The organism is Nocardiopsis sp. CNS-639, from assembly GCF_000381685.1.
GTDB classification, from domain to species: Bacteria; Actinomycetota; Actinomycetes; order Streptosporangiales; family Streptosporangiaceae; genus Nocardiopsis; species Nocardiopsis dassonvillei.
The window spans coordinates 15261-31070 of sequence record NZ_KB906866.1 but is presented as its reverse complement, the minus strand read 5'-3'; the positions used below and the strand labels follow the sequence as shown (position 1 = coordinate 31070).

14 protein-coding genes are annotated in these 15810 nt (G+C 72.9%); 5 read left to right on the top strand and 9 right to left on the bottom strand.

Annotated features, from left to right (window positions below; genetic code table 11):
• Positions 1 to 3 precede the first annotated feature (3 nt).
• Positions 4 to 945, bottom strand: a complete 942-nt coding sequence (locus G011_RS0119340) for a LysR family transcriptional regulator (protein ID WP_019609930.1) — start codon at positions 943 to 945, stop codon at positions 4 to 6.
• Positions 946 to 1059: 114 nt separating this feature from the next.
• Here G011_RS0119340 and G011_RS0119335 point away from each other — a divergent pair, with 114 nt between their 5' ends.
• Positions 1060 to 1587, top strand: coding sequence for a sugar O-acetyltransferase (locus G011_RS0119335; protein ID WP_026338450.1), 528 nt, complete (start codon positions 1060 to 1062; stop codon positions 1585 to 1587).
• 12 nt (positions 1588 to 1599) lie between these two features.
• Here the strand turns inward: G011_RS0119335 and G011_RS0119330 are convergent, their stop codons facing one another.
• The 5 genes from G011_RS0119330 to G011_RS0119310 all read right to left on the bottom strand — a co-directional run bounded on the left by G011_RS0119330 (position 1600) and on the right by G011_RS0119310 (position 6539).
• A complete protein-coding gene (locus G011_RS0119330) occupies positions 1600 to 2772 on the bottom strand; it encodes a M20 family metallopeptidase (RefSeq protein WP_019609928.1) in 1173 nt (390 codons plus the stop codon).
• Positions 2762 to 3430: a DUF1028 domain-containing protein gene (locus G011_RS0119325; protein WP_019609927.1), complete on the bottom strand. Its 669-nt coding sequence runs from the start codon at positions 3428 to 3430 to the stop codon at positions 2762 to 2764. Before G011_RS0119325 ends, G011_RS0119330 begins: the two co-directional genes overlap by 11 nt.
• Positions 3427 to 3849, bottom strand: coding sequence for a RidA family protein (locus G011_RS0119320; protein WP_013152699.1), 423 nt, complete (start codon positions 3847 to 3849; stop codon positions 3427 to 3429). The genes G011_RS0119325 and G011_RS0119320 overlap by 4 nt, the downstream gene beginning before the upstream one ends.
• A gap of 7 nt (positions 3850 to 3856) precedes the next feature.
• On the bottom strand, positions 3857 to 5134 hold the full coding sequence (locus G011_RS0119315; protein WP_019609926.1) for an NAD(P)/FAD-dependent oxidoreductase: 1278 nt from the start codon (positions 5132 to 5134) through the stop codon (positions 3857 to 3859).
• Positions 5135 to 5222: 88 nt separating this feature from the next.
• On the bottom strand, positions 5223 to 6539 hold the full coding sequence (locus tag G011_RS0119310; RefSeq protein ID WP_019609925.1) for an MFS transporter: 1317 nt from the start codon (positions 6537 to 6539) through the stop codon (positions 5223 to 5225).
• Between the two features lie 281 nt (positions 6540 to 6820).
• Here G011_RS0119310 and G011_RS0119305 point away from each other — a divergent pair, with 281 nt between their 5' ends.
• A complete protein-coding gene (locus G011_RS0119305; RefSeq protein ID WP_019609924.1) occupies positions 6821 to 7729 on the top strand; it encodes a LysR family transcriptional regulator in 909 nt (302 codons plus the stop codon).
• A gap of 41 nt (positions 7730 to 7770) precedes the next feature.
• Here G011_RS0119305 and G011_RS0119300 read toward each other — a convergent pair whose 3' ends face one another.
• Positions 7771 to 8937: a sensor histidine kinase gene (locus tag G011_RS0119300; RefSeq protein ID WP_019609923.1), complete on the bottom strand. Its 1167-nt coding sequence runs from the start codon at positions 8935 to 8937 to the stop codon at positions 7771 to 7773.
• A 336-nt stretch (positions 8938 to 9273) separates the two neighbouring features.
• On the opposite strand from G011_RS0119300, the gene G011_RS0119295 reads away from it, so the two are divergent.
• Together G011_RS0119295 and G011_RS0119290 are read left to right on the top strand one after the other, a co-directional pair.
• Complete coding sequence (locus G011_RS0119295; protein ID WP_019609922.1) at positions 9274 to 10536, top strand: DUF418 domain-containing protein; 1263 nt, start codon at positions 9274 to 9276, stop codon at positions 10534 to 10536.
• A 219-nt stretch (positions 10537 to 10755) separates the two neighbouring features.
• Complete coding sequence (locus G011_RS0119290; RefSeq protein WP_019609921.1) at positions 10756 to 12645, top strand: S9 family peptidase; 1890 nt, start codon at positions 10756 to 10758, stop codon at positions 12643 to 12645.
• Between the two features lie 227 nt (positions 12646 to 12872).
• Here the strand turns inward: G011_RS0119290 and G011_RS0119285 are convergent, their stop codons facing one another.
• Positions 12873 to 13115: a PLD nuclease N-terminal domain-containing protein gene (locus tag G011_RS0119285; protein WP_019609920.1), complete on the bottom strand. Its 243-nt coding sequence runs from the start codon at positions 13113 to 13115 to the stop codon at positions 12873 to 12875.
• 434 nt (positions 13116 to 13549) lie between these two features.
• Complete coding sequence (locus G011_RS0119280; protein WP_196808525.1) at positions 13550 to 14746, bottom strand: MFS transporter; 1197 nt, start codon at positions 14744 to 14746, stop codon at positions 13550 to 13552.
• Positions 14747 to 14873: 127 nt separating this feature from the next.
• On the opposite strand from G011_RS0119280, the gene G011_RS0119275 reads away from it, so the two are divergent.
• A complete protein-coding gene (locus G011_RS0119275) occupies positions 14874 to 15767 on the top strand; it encodes a LysR family transcriptional regulator (RefSeq protein WP_019609918.1) in 894 nt (297 codons plus the stop codon).
• The last annotated feature ends 43 nt before the right edge of the window (positions 15768 to 15810 follow it).

The window sequence follows — 15810 nt, the reverse complement described above, 5'->3', positions numbered from 1 at the left end:
GGATCACTCGTCCGTCCGGCGGACCACCCAGTCCGGGGCCCACACGTCATCCGGGGTTCGCGGGCCCGAGGTGCGCAGGTACTCGCGCAGCGCGGTCAGCACGGGGTGCCGCTCCCCGCTGCGGGACAGCAGCACGTGCGGGTAGACCGGCGTCGGGTCGCGCAGGGGGACGCGCCGCAGGTCGTGGGCCCGGGGCCACAGGTACCGGTCCCCGCCGCCGACGAGGGTGGCCAGGGAGGCGGAGTCGGCCAGCGCGTCCATCAGGGCCTCGTCGCCGAAGTCGGGGCCGAGCGCGTCGATGCTCAGACCGAAGGCCTCCGACAGCGCCCGGTAGAACTCCGCCCACTCCGTGTCGGGCCTGATCCCGGGGATCCAGATCCGATGACCGGCCAGGTCCGCGGGCCTGACCTCGGGTGCGTCCGCCAGCGGGTGGGCGGGCCCGACCAGGAGCTCCAGGGGTGAGTCCAGGAGCCGTTCGGCGCTGATCCCGGCCGGGAGCCGCTCGGCCGGCAGGGCGCGGAAGGACGCGTCGACGGTTCCTTCGAGCACCGCCCGGGCGGCCCGGGCGGCGTTCTCGCCGCTCAGCGTGACCGCGTCCAGGTCCGCCCCGGGGTGGGAGCGGTAGAACCGGTAGACGGCCTGGGCCGGGGCGATGCGCCGGTTGAGCACGTCCACGCGCAGGGGGCGGCTGCCGGGGCGCACGGCCCGCTCGGCCTGCTCCAGGGCGGCGAGGGCCCTCCGGGCGTGCGGCAGGAGGACCTGCCCGTCCAGGCTCGGTCTGGAGCCCCGGGAGGTCCGCACCAGGAGCGCGGCCCCCAGGTGCCTCTCCAGGGCCGCGATCCGTTTGGAGACCGCCTGCTGGCTGATCCCGAGCTCGTCCGCCGCGGCCTGGAACTGGCCGGTCCGGGCGACGGCCACGAACGTGCGCAGCGCTTCGACATCCACAGCCCCAGCCTACTTGCACAACCTCTGGTTGTGTCCGGTGGATCGTGCGGTTGTTTGACCGCGCGTTCCGCCGGGTGGTGGGATCAGCGCATGTCCACACGCACAGAGCAGGTCATGTACGTCCAAACGCCCGAGTTCGCACGTCACGCGGAGCGGATCGCGGAGGTGACCGACGCGACGTCCCGGCTGAACGTGCTGCCTTTCAGCGACGGCGAGGGCCGCGCCGAACTACTTTCGGTTGTGTTCGGCGGCCCGCTGCCGGAATCGGTGACGATCTACCCGCCGTTCTTCACCGAGTACGGGCTCAACACGGTGTTCGGGGAGGACGTCTTCGTCAACCAGGGCTGCACGTTCATGGACAGGGGCGGCATCCGCCTCGGCAGCCGTGTCATGATCGCGCCGAGGGTCAGCCTCATCACCGGCGGGCACCCCCTGCCCCTCGCCGAGCGCCGCGAGTACCTCTCCTTCGCCCCCATCGTCATCGAGGACGACGTCTGGATCGGAGCGGCCGCCGTGGTCACGCAGGGGGTGACCGTCGGCGCCGGTTCCGTGGTCGCCGCGGGCGCGGTGGTCACCCGCGACGTCCCCGCCCGCGCCCTGGTCGGGGGAGTCCCCGCCCGCGTGATCAGGGCGATCGACTGAGCCCGCCCCGGGTCAACCGGCCCGGAGGGGGCCGGACTCCGGCGCCGGGGCGGCGAAGTACTCGTGCGCCGTGCGGGCGAGCAGCGTGGCGCCGTCGGAGATGACCCCGTTGGCGGCCTCCCCCACGCAGACGGCGGCGAACTCGGGCTGGTGGTTGCTGACCGGGAAGCAGCCCAGGCCGATGTAGGGGTGGATGGCCGGAACGTGCTGGGAGACGTTGCCCATGTCGGTCGAGGCGCGGTTCATCGTCTGGTGTTCGGGGGGCGCGTCGAACCGCCGCCCGAGCGCCAGGGCGTGACGCGTGTAGATCTCCAGGGCGCGCTCGTCCGTGCGGAACTCCGAGTAGGGCTGCGACTCCGGGGTGAACTCCAGGGCGGTGTCGGTCGCCAGCGCTCCGGCCCGGAAGCACTGTTCCACCCGGCGGCGCAACGGCTCCAGCTGCTCCAGGCTCTCGGCCCGGGTGTACCAGCGGCCCTCGGTCACCGCGGGGATGGCGTTGGGCGCCTGCCCTCCCACCGTCTGGATCCCGTGGACGCGGGTGCCCGGCGGGAGCTGCTGGCGCAGCAGGCCGAGGGCCACCTGGGCGACCACGAAGGCGTCGTTGGCGTTGCGGCCCTCGTGCGGGTAGGCGGCGGCGTGGGCCGACCGGCCGGTGAAGCGGACGTGGTCGTGGGCGACGGCGTAGGGCTCGGCCCGAGGTGCGTCCACCGGCCCGGGGTGGGCCATCAGCGCCAGGTCCAGGTCCCGGAAGGCTCCGGCGTCCAACAGTTCGATCTTGCCGCCGCCGCCCTCCTCGGCCGGGGTGGCGATCACGTCGATACGCAGGTCGAGCCGGTCCGCCCAGGGGCGCAGCGCGATCGCCGCGCCCGCCGACATCGCGGCGATCAGGTTGTGCCCGCAGGCGTGGCCCAGGCCGGGCAGCGCGTCGTACTCCACGACGAAGCCGACCCGGCGCCGACCGGACCCGTAGGTGGCGTGCAGCGCGGTGGGAAAGCCGAGGTAGGCGTTCTCGACGGTGAAACCGAACCGCTCCAGCAGCTCCGCCGTCCACCGCGCCGCGCGGTGCTCCTCCCAGGCGGTCTCGGGGTGGGCGTGCAGCGTCTCGGAGTAGGAGACCAGCTCTGGCAGGTGCTCCGCGGCGCTCGGCAGCGCGCCGTGTCCGGGCGCGCCGGGTTCAGCGGTCATCGCCCGGCACCCCGTATCCCGGTGAGGCGGCCGGTTCCAGGCCGCGCCGGACGTAGTCGTCGCGCTGGGGGAGCCAGACCTTGAGCAGTCCGCCCAGCTCCCCGATCGGATCCTCGCGCCAGTCCACGCGCAGGTCCGTGTCGCGCCAGCCGTGCGCGGACACGGTGGACAGCCCCGCGGAGTACACCGGTCCGGCCTCGCCTCCGGCGGCCAGGCCCGCGGCCAGGGCGGTGAGCAGGCGTTCCTCCAGTTCCCCCCGGGCCGAGGCGAAGGCCTCGCACATGGCCGCGGGGACGCCCGGGTCCGAGAGCATGTTCCCAGCGGCGGCACAGTGGGGGCCGGTGGCCTCGCCGTGGACGCCGAGGGTGAGGCCGCCGCTGAACGTGGCCGCGGCGCCGGAGGCGTCCACCACCGTGAGCTGCCGGTAGGCGATGTCCGGTGCGGTGGCGGTCACGGCGTCGAGCGCGGCCCGGGGGCTCGCGCCCGCGGCGAGCCGGTCCAGCAGCGCCGTTCCCAGCCGCGGGTCGGTGATGTTCTGCGAGGCGACCGCGCCGACGGAGTCGCGCAGGTGGACGACCCGCGCGGCGACGGCGGGGGAGGACGAGGACGCGGCGACGCCGAACCTGCCGTCCTGGTGGGCCGCGATGGAGAAGGTCACTTGTCGCCTCCCGAGATCACGGCGGTCGCGTCGATCTCCACGAGCCATTCGGGCCGGGCCAGGGCCTGGACGACGATGCCCGTGGAGACCGGGTGGACCCCCTTCAGCCAGCGTCCCATCTCGCGGTAGACCTCCTCGCGGTAGCGCGGGTCGGTGAGGTAGACGGTCACCTTGACGATGTCCTCCAGACCGCTGCCCGCCTCCCTGAGCAGGAGGTCGATGTTGGCCATGGCCTTCTCGGTCTGCGCGCGGACGTCGCCGACGCCCACGGACTCGCGGGTGTCCAGGTCCTGGCCGATCTGGCCGCGCAGGTACACGACCCCTCCGGCCACCACCGCCTGGCACAGGTCGTTGTCGAGGTTCTGCTCGGGGTAGGTGTCCCTGGTGTTGAACTTGCGGATGCGCGTGTGCGTGGTCAAGGTGTGATCACCCCTGGGTGTGGGACGGGTGCGGGTGCGTGTCGTGGTGTTCCATGTAGCCGCGCTGGATGCAGATCTGGTCGGCCACGTACTTGGCGTCGTGCCAGGCCCCCCAGATGAAGCTCGAACCGCGGCGGGACTGCCACGGCAGCCCCATGAAGTAGACGCCGGGCTCGGAGGAGACCCCGCGCTGGTGCCGGGGCCTGCCGTTCTCGTCGAACGCGTCCACCCGCAGCCAGCCGTAGTCGGCGGTGAAGCCGGTCGCCCACAGGACGGTCCGGACCCCGGCGGCGGCGAGGTCGAGTTCGCGGAGGGGGTCGGTCACCGACTCCGGGTAGGCGCCCAGGACGCGGGCCCCGGGCTCCTCGGGCAGGTCGAGTCCGTTGCGTTCGACGTAGGCGTCGGCCTCGTCCAGCAGCGACAGGTAGTTGGCGTCGCCGCGGGCGATGTTGTCCCGCAGGTCGGGCGCGAAGCGGACGGTTCCGGCGTCGAAGGACTCCGTCCGGCCGACCAGCGTGATGCCGCGCTGAGCCAGGGCCCGGAAGTCCACGGTGTGGCCGCCGTGCGCGCCGCTGACCGCGATCGTGACGTGCTCGGCGCCCCGCGCGGGGGCCGAGGCCTCCCACTTGCCGAGCACTCCCAGCCACCAGACGAAGTCGTGTCCCCGGTACCGGCGCGGCGGGCGGTCGTGCGGACCGACGGACAGGTACACCCGTCGGCCGTCGGCGCGGAGTTCGTCGGCGATCTGGACCCCCGAGGAGCCCGACCCGACCACGAGCACGCCGCCCTCGGGCAGCTGTGCGGGGTTGCGGTAGGCGCTGGAGTGGAGCTGGACCAGGTCCGCGTCCCCGGGGATGAGCGGGGGGACGACCGGCCGCTGGAACGGGCCGGTGGCGGCCACGACGTAGCGGGCGTCGATGTCACCGTCCGAGGTCTGGACCCGGAACCCCGGGCGTCCGGTGTTGCGTCGCACCGAGGTCACCTCGACCCCGCACCGGATCGGCGCACCGATCTTCTCGGCGTAGGTCGCCAGGTAGTCCGCGACGCCGTCCTTGGAGGCGAAGTCCTCGGGGTCCAGGCCGGTGAACTCCAGTCCGGGGAACCGGTCGTGCCAGACGGGCCCGTTCGTGACCAGCGAGTCCCACCGCTCCGAGCGCCAGCGCTCGGCGACGCGGCTCCTCTCCAGGACGACGTGGGGCACCCTGCGGTCGCTGAGGTGCTCGCTCATCGCGATCCCGGCCTGCCCCCCTCCGACGACGACGACCTCGATCTCTTCCAGTGACATGCACAGCCTCCAGGCTCTGGTCAACGCGTGTGTTCAGGGCGGGTGTGTCCCGCGTGCCCTCCCCGACCGGCCGGGGAGGGGGGAGGGTTCAGCGCGGGGCCCGGTCGCTCTCGTGCAGCAGGTCGGAGCCGCTGGTCTCGGGCATGGTGCGCAGCGTGACCGCGCCGATGACGCCGATCACGACCATGGTGAAGGCGGGGACCATGCTGCTGCCGGTGAGGGAGATCAGCCAGGTCATCAGGTACGGCAGGGTTCCCGCGAAGAACGCCCCGGCGACGCTGTAGGCCATCGACAGTCCGCTCTGCCGGGTCCGGGTCGGGAAGAGCTCCGCGACGGCGGAGGCGTGGGTGCCCAGGATGACCGCCAGGATCGCGGCGAGGCCGAAGGTCGCGGCGAACGCCGCCCACGAGGTCTGCACCTGCATCAGCCAGAACAGCGGCACGGAGGCCGCGATCAGCAGCGCGGCGGCGGTGTAGAGCACCGGCTTGCGGCCCACGCGGTCCGAGATCCTGCCCGAGAGCGGGATGATCCCCATGGCGACGACCGAGGCCACCGCGGAGAGCAGGGCGGCCCGGTCGGCGGGCACCCCCACGATCTCCTCCTGGTAGGTGATCAGGTACACCAGGACGATGTAGAAGGTGGAGTTCATGAAGGTCTCGATGCCGACCGTCTGGAGGAACTGCCTGCCGTTGGAGCGGAACACCTCGACGACGGGCTGGCTCGGGACGTTGTTCATGTCCTCCAGCGCGCGGTACTCGGGCGTGTCCTCGATGCGCAGGCGGATGTAGAGGCCCACCGCGGCCATGGGCACCGTCAGCAGGAAGGGGATCCGCCACGCCCAGTCGAGGACGACCTCGGCCGGGAAGGACGCGTGCAGGGCCCACACGGCGAACGACGCGCACAGGAACCCGGCGACCGAGCCGAACTCGATCCAGGAGCAGCCGAACCCGCGGCGCTTGGGCGGCGAGAACTCCGCGAGGAAGGCGGCGGCCGAGCCGAACTCCCCGCCCGCGGCGAGCCCCTGGATGATGCGGGCGACCACCAGCAGGATCGGCGCGAGGATGCCGACGGACTCGTAGCTGGGCAGCAGCCCGAGCATGAGCGTGCCCGCCGCCATCGAGATGATGACGATCGACAGCGTGGTCTTGCGCCCGAAGCGGTCGCCGAGGTGGCCGAAGAGCACCGAGCCGAGCGGTCGCACGAAGAACGCCACGGCGAAGACCGCGAAGACCGACAGCAGGGCGGTGGTGCCGTCCTGCTCGGGGAAGAACACCTGCGCCATGGTGGTGGCCAGATAGGCGTAGACGGCCCAGTCGAACCAGTGGACGAACACGCCCACCGCCCCGGCGAACACACCCCGCCGCAGGTCCTTCTCGTCGACCTGCTCCGCGACCTCGCTCGTCATCTCTTCTCCTGGGGTCTCGTCCTGGCGCGCACCGGGGTCGGTGAGGCCGCGGCGGCCTCCCCGGTCGGGGCGTCCCTGTGCATGGTCAGGAGGCCGCTCGTTCGCGGGAGTGTGGTCTCGAACGCCTGGCGGGAGCGGGGTGGGGCCCACGGCGCCGTCGGTATCCGACCTGCCTGTGTCATGGGTCACCACTATCCAGGCGGGGCCTAGGATCTGTAAAACACATAGTTCCGAAGATCTCCTTCGGAAAAAGCGATAGCTCGGAAGGGAGGGCCGGACCGATGGGCGACGTGAGCCTGCGGCAGCTGGAGTACCTGAGGGCCATAGCCAGGCTCGGATCGGTGACGGCGGCGGCGCGGGAGCTGTTCGTCTCGCAGTCGACGGTCTCGACGGCGTTGTCCGACCTGGAGGCCGCGCTGGGGGTCACCCTCTTCGTCCGCTCCCCGAAGGGGATGCGCCCCACCGCGTCCGGGCAGCGCGCCCTGGCCGTGGCCGACGACGTGCGGGCCAGCCTCGAACAGCTCCGGGAGACCGCCAGCCGGGAGAGGGAGGAGGTCGAGGGGGACCTCACCATCGGCTGCTACGCGACCATCGCGCCGATCCTGCTGCCGAGGGTCATCGCGGAGTTCTCGCGCCGGTATCCGCAGGTGCGGCTCTCGTTCGTCGAGGCCTCCCACGGAACCCTCCTGGACGACCTGCTCAACTCCCGCATCGACCTGGCGATCACCTACCACTACGAGCTGGCGGGCGTCCGCCCGGCGGTCGGCGTGGCCTCGCAGTGGCTGCGGTCCGATCCCCCCTACGCGCTCACCCCGGTGGACGGGCCCCTGAGCGCGAAGGGGGAGCTGACCCTGGCGGACCTGGCGGTCGAGCCGCTGATCCTCTTCGACCTGCCGCCCGGCGGCGACTACTTCCTCGGCCTGTTCGACAGGGCGGGGCTGACGCCCAACGTGCGCTTTCGCACCACGAGCTTCGAGATGGTGCGCGCCCTGGTGGCCCGCGGCCTGGGCAACGCCCTGCTCACCCAGCGCACCGTGCTGGAGCGCAGCTACGAGGACCTGCCCTACGCGACCAGGGAACTCGACATCCGGTCCGAGGGGCTCGGGATCGAGGTCATGCGGCTCGCCGGGCGCAAGCCGGTGCGGCGGATGGAGGCCTTCGTCGACGTGTGCAGGGAGGTCGTGGTCTGACCCGCCCGCGCCCGGGGCCAGGGCGGCCCGGGGCGGAGCGCTCACCCCCGCGCGGTGTTCTCCGGGCCCGGCGCGGCGGCCAGGTGCGGGAACTCCGCGGCGGTCGTGAACCGGCCCTCGTCGTGTCGGACCGTCAGCTCGCCGCCACTGTCGGCCACCCGTTCGCGCAGGGTGGCCAGCCCTCGCAGCCGGGTGGGCGGTTCCTCGGCGGCGCCGTCGTTGACGATGGTGATGCCGGTCTCGGTCAGGGTGATGCGCACCCGCCTGGCCTGGGCGTGGCGCAGGATGTTGGTGGTGGTCTCGCGCAGCACCTGGCCCAGCAGCTCGCCCGCGCCCGGGGCCACCTCGGCCTCGCGGTCCACGCGCACGTCGATCTCGGCGGCCTCGAAGAGGTTCTTGGCGTTCTCCAGCTCCGCGGACAGGTTCAGGCGCCGTTGGGCGTGGGCCAGTTCGCGGGTCTGGGTGATGGTGTCGCCGACCAGGGCCTGGATCTCGCCCAGTTCCTCCTCGGCGCGGTCGGGGTCGGCGCGCACCAGTTTGCGGGCCAGCGCGGTCTTGAGTTTGACCACGTGCAGGGTGTGACCCTGGATGTCGTGCAGGTCGCTGGCGAAGCGCATGCGCTCCTGGGCCACGGCCAGCTCCGCCTCGCGCTCACGCGCCGCCGCCAACTCCGCGATGAGGCCGTGCATCGCGTGGACGAGGATCGTGAGGACGACCCCGCCCAGGGCGACGCCCGCCGAGGCGACCACGTACTGGAGCAGGAAGTCGACCACGCCCTCGCGCGACACCACCAGTTTCGCCGTGAGCCCGGCCGCGGCGAAGGCGGCGATCCCCGCCATCGCCGCCCGCTGGTGGCGCGGCAGGTCGAGGATGATGATGGTGGCCACGATGGCGAACCCGTAGGCGGGCATGGAGACGTCCACCAGGAGCATGCCGAGCAGCCACAGGAGCGCGGTGACGACCAGGCCGACGAGCGTGGCCCGGGAGAGGCGGCCCACGTGCCACCGGCTGACGACCAGCAGGGTCACGGCCAGGCTCACGGCCATGAGGATCGCGTCCTGCCACGAGCTGGCGTTCACCGCCACCAGCAGCGCTCCGACGGCGGAGACCGCGCCGGTGATGAGGTCCACGTGGAGCTTGCGCAGCCGTCCCTGCGTCTCCTCGGTCTTCTCCGAAGTCAAGCGTGTCCCTTCCAGGTTCGTGTCCACCGCGCACGGTCCTTCGCCTCGTCCCCCTCCGCCGCCGGAGCGGCGGCGCCCGGGCCGCGGGGTCCGGGCGGAGCGCGGGTGCGCCGCCCTCCTCGGAAGCGGGAGGACCGCGTCCGCGCGAGGGCGCTCCGCACGAGTGGGCGCCGGGTGCGCCCCCAGTATCCTTCCGGCTCCGCCGCTCGCACCAGTGACGCCGTGTCATGACCTGGACCCGACAAACGTCACGGCCGGGTGGTGACGTGGTCCCACTGCCGCCGGAGCGCGGCGACGGCTGCAATGGAGACAGTCCCCCGAACGCAGACCGATCGCCGCGAAGACCCTCTGGAGCCCGTCACCATGACGACCGACCGCGCCGAAGGCCCGCCCTCCGTCCCCGGAGACCCGCCCGCAGCCGCCGCCGACACCCGGGCCCCGGCGGGTTCGACGCCGGTGGCCGAACGCGCCCTCGCCCCGGACCTGGCCCGCGGCATGATGCTGCTGCTGATCGCGCTGGCCCACGTGCCGTGGTTCCTGTACCAGGCGCCCACCGGCCTGGCCATGCTGCATCCCGTCGACGGCAACCTGGCGGACAGGGTTGCGCAGTTCATGACGATCGTCGTCGTGGACGCCCGCACGCACACGATGTTCGGCTTCCTCTTCGCCTACGGAATCGGGCAGATGTACCGCCGGCAGAGGGCGCGCGGCACCGGTGAGAAGGAGGCCCGCGGGCTCCTGCGCAGGCGCCACCTGTGGATGCTCGTCTTCGGCGCGATCCACGCCGCCCTGCTGTGGCAGGGCGACATCCTGGGCACCTACGGCCTGATCGGGCTCATCATGGTGCCGCTGTTCCTCAACCGCAGCGACCGCACCCTCAAGGTCTGGCTGTCCGTCCTGCTGGCCCTGGGCGCCCTGGTCACCGCCGTCTCGGTGGCCTCGGTCCTGCTGGCGCCGGACGCGGTGTCCACGGCCGCGGCGACCGACATGCAAAGGGCCAGCATCGCCGAGACGGGCTACCTGCTCTCCGCCGTGTTCCGCCTCCCGGCCTGGTTCTTCGGGCTCTTCTCCGGCCTGTTCACCCTGGCCCTGCCGACGGTGTTCCTGATCGGCCTGCTCGCGGCGCGGCACCGGTTCCTGGAGGACCCGGTGCGACACCTGACGCTGCTGCGCCGGGTCGCGGTCCTGGGCATCGCCGTGGGGTGGGCCGCCGGAGCGGTGCTGGGCCTCCAGCACGTGGGCGTCCTGGACGCCACCCACATCTCGGCGGTCTCCTCGGTGCACTTCTACACCGGGATCTTCACCGGAGTGGGCTACGCCGCGCTCTTCGGGCTCCTCGCGCACCGGCTCTCCGCCCGGGGGGCCCAGCGGTCCCTGCCGGTCCGGGCGCTGGTGTCCCTGGGGCGGCGCTCCCTGAGCGGCTACCTGGCCCAGTCGGTGGCCTTCGCCCCGTTCCTGGCCGCCTGGGGCCTGGGCCTGGGCGTGCACCTGTCCAGCTGGTCGGCGGTGCTGGTGGCCGTGGGCACCTGGCTGCTGACCGTCGCGGCGGCGTTCCGGCTCGACCGCGCGGGCAGGCGCGGACCGGCGGAGGTCCTGCTGCGGAGGCTGACCTACCGCAAGCCGTGACGCGGAGCCGTGGCGCGCTCCCGCGACGGGGCGGCGCCACCGCCCCGGCATGACGTTCCTCCGCTCCGACTGATGACGCGGTGTCAGCGGTGGCACCGCGGAGCCGGGAGAACACCGAAAGACAGATTCCAGCCGACGCCGCGGAGCCGCGGACGGACGCGGGGGCACGGCCCTCCCGATCCGCGGCTCCCGTCACCGAACACCGACGAAAGGAACGACATGGCACTGCCCGCGAGGATCTCGGTCGAGGACTTCTTCGGTTCGCCGGAGCGCGCCGGTGCGACGATCTCGCCGGACGGCGCGCGGATCGCCTACCTGGCTCCGTGGAGGGACCGGCTCAACGTCTGGGTCCAGGACCTCACCCCGTCCGGGGACTTCGACGGCGAACCGCGCTGCGTGACCGCCGACGAGGTCCGCAGCGTGCAGAGCTACCAGTGGACCGAGGACCCCCGCTGGCTGCTCTACCTTCAGGACAGCGGCGGCGACGAGAACTGGCACCTGTTCCGGGTCGACCTGGACGCGCCGGGTTCGGCGGCGGTGGACCTGACCCCCTTCCCCGGCGCCCGGGTGGTGGGCTTCGAGCCCTCCCGGGGACGCCCGGGGAGGATGACCGTCCTGCTCAACGCCCGCGACGCCGCCGAGTTCGACCTGCACGAACTCGACGTGGCCACCGGCGAGCTCACCATGCTGGCCCAGAGCCCCGGCGCCACGGGGACCTGGTTCCAGGGCCGCGAGGGGGAGCTGTTCACCAGCTCCCTCAACGCCGACGGCGACTTCGAGGTCTCCCGCCGCGACCCCGAAACGGGCGCCCTGCACCCGGTCCTGGTCCACGAGGGCGCCGACTACCCGGTGGGAGTCTTCCCCACCCAGGTCACCCCGGACGGGACCGGGATGTGGATCGGCTCCAGCAAGGGCACCGACCGCACCCGCCTGGTGCGCGTGGACCTGTCCACGGGTGAGGAGACCGAGGTGGACAGCCACCCGACCCTCGACATCGACACGCGCGCTCAGGTCTTCCCCACCTTTCCCCCGCCGCTGATCCGGGACCGGCGGGGCGAGCTGCTGGGCGTGCGCTACACGGGTGAGCGTCAGGTCGTCCACGCCCTGGACCCGCACTTCGCCGAGGTGCTGGCGAACCTGGAGAAGCTGTCCGAGGGCGACCTGGCAGCGATCTCCGGTGACGACGGCGGGCGGCGGTGGGTCGTGGGCTTCACCCACGACCGCGACCCGGGTGTGACCTGGTTCTACGACCACTCCACCGGGGAGTCCCGGCTGCTGTTCCGCGCCCACCCGCACCTGGACCCCGACGCGATGGCCCCCATGCGGCCGGTCACCGTCACCGCGCGCGACGGGCTGGAACTGCCCTCGTACCTGACCCTGCCGGTGGGTGTCGAACCCGAGAACCTGCCGATGGTGCTGATGGTGCACGGCGGTCCCTGGGCCCGCGACAACTGGGGGTTCAACGGTTCCGCGCAGCTGTGGGCCAACCGGGGCTACGCGGTGCTCCAGGTCAACTTCCGCGGCTCCAGCGGGTTCGGCAAGGCCCACATGAAGGCCGCGATCGGCGAGTTCGCCGGGAAGATGCACGACGACCTCATCGACGCCGTGGACTGGGCTGTGGAGCGGGGCTACGCCGATCCGGACCGGGTGGCGATCCTGGGCGGCTCCTACGGCGGCTACGCCGCGCTGGTCGGGGCGGCCTTCACCCCCGACCGCTTCGCCGCCGCCGTCGATGTCGTCGGCATCTCCGACCTGGCCAACTTCATGCGAACCCAGCCCGCGTTCGTGCGGCCCGCGCTGGTCAACAACTGGTACCGCTACGTGGGCGACCCGGCCGTCCCCGAGCAGGAGGCCGACATGCTGGCCCGCTCACCGATCAGCAGGGTGGACCGGATCACCACGCCGCTGATGGTCGTCCAGGGGGCCAACGACGCCCGCGTGGTCAAGGCGGAGTCCGACAACATCGTCGCGTCGGTGCGCGGGCGCGGCGTGGACGTGGAGTACCTGGTCTTCGACGACGAGGGGCACGCCATCGTCAACCCGGAGAACCTGATCACCATGTTCGGCGCCATCGACCGCTTCCTCGCCCGCCACCTCGGCGGACGGTGAACCCCTGACCGGGCCCGGCCGCGTCCGCCGTCCCGTCGGCGCCCGCAGGGGGAAGGCGACGAGGACGCCGCACCGGGCGGGGGTCGGCTCCAGGGCCGGGTGTCGGGGGAACGGCCCCCGGCCCGGCTCCGGGCCGGGCCCGCGGTCGGCCGGGCCCGCGGTCGGCGGGGGACGCGGTCGGCGGGGGACGCGTGCGCGCCGCGCCCTCCGCGTCCCGGGAACTTTGATCAGTAGGGAACGCGGTTGCGCCCGACGAGGAACCATAGGATGGCCCCGATCAGGGGCGCGATACAGACGAAGATGAGCCAGACGACCTTCATCGCCCCGTCCACCCGCGACGTGAGGATGCTGAACACCGCCGCGATGATCAGCACGACCGCCACCAGGGACACCACCGCGACCCCGACCAGCAGCAGGATCGGGAGCACGGTGGTGAGGAGGCCCGAGTCGTTCAGCGCCAGGAGTGACATGTGGTTCCCTTTCGAGGTCCGGGGTCGGGCGTCGTGCCCCCGACCGGCCGCGGCGGATCCGCGGACGGACGGGCTCCCGGCGGTCCTTCGGTGCGGGCCGACCGGGCGCCCCTGCGGGGACGAACACCACGCTAGGTGCGTGACCTGAGGGGAGGCATCCCTCTGGAGAACCCACCGTGCCGTCTCCTAAGGCGGCACGCCCAGGAGAGCGGTGTCGCTTTGGTCGGTGCGCCGACCGACTTTCGTCGGTGCCCACCCGACAGCGCGTGCGCGAGGTCTCCTCGGTCAACGCCCGTACCACGGCACGGGCCGACTCCTCGGGCGTCGTGCCGCTGTCGGCCGCCTGCCGGGCGTTGGCCTCCAGGAATCCCGCGAACGCGATCCCGTGCAGCGCCGCCACCCCCCCCGGGGAGCGCCAGCCCGGGAGGAGGGGGTCAGGCCGTTCGGGCGGGCGCGCGTCCCAGGAAGGCCGTGGCGAGCGCGCCCAGGGCCAGGGCGGCGGCCAGCCACAGGACCGCGGTGCCGCCCGCGCCGTCCAGGACCAGGCCGCCCACCAGCGCGCCGAGCGCGATGCTGCCGTTGAACACGCCGACGAACAGCGACGAGACGGCCTCGCGCTCCTCAGGGGCCGCGCGCATCATCCAGGTCTGGGCGCTGACGGACACCCCGCCGTAGGCCAGGCCCCACACGACCATGAGCACTCCGGCCCCCAGGGCCGTGACGCCGATCCAGGGGAGGAGGAACACCGATCCGCCCAGGGCCGCGCCGAGCACCACGAGGGTGGCGCGTGGGGCCCGGACGGCGCGCGGGCCCGAGGCGAAGTTGCCGACGACGCCCGCCAGGCCGTAGACCAGCAGCATCGTGCCGATGAGCCCCGCGCCGACGCCCGCCGTCGTCTCCAGGACGGGGCGGACGTAGGTGTAGGCGGCGAAGTGGCCGGTCACCAGCAGCACCGCCAGGAGCAGGCCGGTGGTCACCCGGGGGTTGCGCAGCAGGCCGGTCACACCGCTCAGGCGGGCCACCCGTTCGGAGGGCAGGCGCGGCAGCAGTACGGCCATGGCGGCCGCGACGAGCAGGGCCAGGACGGCGAAAGAGGTGAAGGCGCTGCGCCAGTCGGCCAGGGCGCCGATGAAGGCGCCCACCGGGACGCCGAACACCGAGGCGACGGCGATCCCGCTGAAGATGGCGGAGGTCGCCGACCCCACCGACCGCTCGGGCACGAGCCGGGGCGCGAGCCCCGCCGCCAGCGCCCAGACACCGCCCATGCCCAGGCCGACGAGCACGCGGGCCGTGACCATGACCGCGAAGTCCGGCGCCCAGGCCGTCAACAGGTTGGCGGCGGCGAGCAGGAGCATGAGCGCCACGAGGACGACCTTGCGGTCGGCGCGGCCGATGAGGGTCGGGACGAAGGGCGCGGTGGCCGCCGCCACCAGGCCGGTGATGGTCAGGGTCAGACCGGCGGTGCCCTCCGTGACCTCCAGGGAGGCGCCCATGGGGGTCAGCAGCCCGACGGGCAGCATTTCGGTGGTGACGACGGTGAAGGTGCCGAGGGCCACCGCGACGACGGCGGACCATCCGCGGGCGGGGGAGAGCGCTGGCTGGGAAGCCTGTGGCGACGAGGTCGTGGACATGCTCCGAGTCAAGTGCCCTCCCGGTCGTCGAACAACGGCGAATCCCTCATACTTCGATCAGCTGGGCTCATCGATCCCAGAGCCCGCGGTCGCAGCGCCCGGGCACCGACGCCGGAAGGGTACGGCCGTGGCGCGTGAGATCGACTTCCACGAGATCGAGTGCTTCCTGGTGCTGGCCGAGGAACTCCACTTCGGCCGTACCGGCGAACGCCTCCGCGTCTCCCAGAGCCGGGTCAGCCAGCTGATCCGCTCGCTGGAGGGCCGGGTCGGCGCGCGCCTGGTGGAGCGCACCAGCCGCCGCGTCCGGCTGAGCGAGTTCGGCGCGGACTTCCTGGAGTCCCTGCGCCCGTCCTACGGTGCGCTGGTCAGCGTGTTCGAGGACGCCCGCTCCCGGGCGCGCTCCACGGTCGAACGGGTGCGGATCGGGTTCCAGGGAGCCGTCTACGAGCCGCTGGCGCAGGCGCTCACCGTGTTCGAGCGGCGCAACCCGCTGGTGGCGGTCGACCTGGTGGAGATCCCGCTGGCCGACCCCTTCGGCGCAGTGCGGGAGGGCGGGGTGGACGCGGCCGTGGTCCTGACCCCCGTGCGCGAACCGGACCTGACCCTGGGCCTGACCTTCTCCCGGCAGCCGCAGACCCTGGCCCTGTCCAGCTCCCACCCGTTCGCCGGGCGGGAGGAGATCGGCGCGGAGGAGCTGGCCGGTGTGCGGCTGGTCCCGCTGGCCGGACGGGCGCCCGCGTACTGGAGGCAGGTCAACTCGCCCCGGGTGACCCCGGGCGGCGCGCGCATCCCCCAGGAGGGAGGGGCGGTCACGCTCCAGGAGGGGTTGTCGCTGGTCGCGGCGGGCCGGGGCGCCCTGCTGGTGTGCGGCGCCGCCGCCGAGTACAACCGGCGACCGGACGTGACCTACGTACCGGTCACCGGTCTGGCGCCGTCGGAGCTGGGGCTGGTCTGGCGGACCGCGGCCCGGGGGTCGCGGCTGACGGCCTTCGCCGCCGTGCTGGCGGAGACGGTCGCCTGACCGCTGCGACCGCACCCTTCGGCTCCATGGCGGACCGGAGCCG

Coding starts and splice junctions, on each gene's coding strand:
- G011_RS0119335 (WP_026338450.1), top strand. CDS start 1,060: ATGTACGTCCAAACGCCCGAGTTCGCACGTCACGCGGAGCGGATCGCG.
- G011_RS0119315 (WP_019609926.1), bottom strand. CDS start 5,134: ATGTCACTGGAAGAGATCGAGGTCGTCGTCGTCGGAGGGGGGCAGGCC.
- G011_RS0119295 (WP_019609922.1), top strand. CDS start 9,274: ATGACGACCGACCGCGCCGAAGGCCCGCCCTCCGTCCCCGGAGACCCG.
- G011_RS0119285 (WP_019609920.1), bottom strand. CDS start 13,115: ATGTCACTCCTGGCGCTGAACGACTCGGGCCTCCTCACCACCGTGCTC.
- G011_RS0119330 (WP_019609928.1), bottom strand. CDS start 2,772: ATGACCGCTGAACCCGGCGCGCCCGGACACGGCGCGCTGCCGAGCGCC.
- G011_RS0119305 (WP_019609924.1), top strand. CDS start 6,821: ATGGGCGACGTGAGCCTGCGGCAGCTGGAGTACCTGAGGGCCATAGCC.
- G011_RS0119310 (WP_019609925.1), bottom strand. CDS start 6,539: ATGACGAGCGAGGTCGCGGAGCAGGTCGACGAGAAGGACCTGCGGCGG.
- G011_RS0119290 (WP_019609921.1), top strand. CDS start 10,756: ATGGCACTGCCCGCGAGGATCTCGGTCGAGGACTTCTTCGGTTCGCCG.
- G011_RS0119280 (WP_196808525.1), bottom strand. CDS start 14,746: ATGTCCACGACCTCGTCGCCACAGGCTTCCCAGCCAGCGCTCTCCCCC.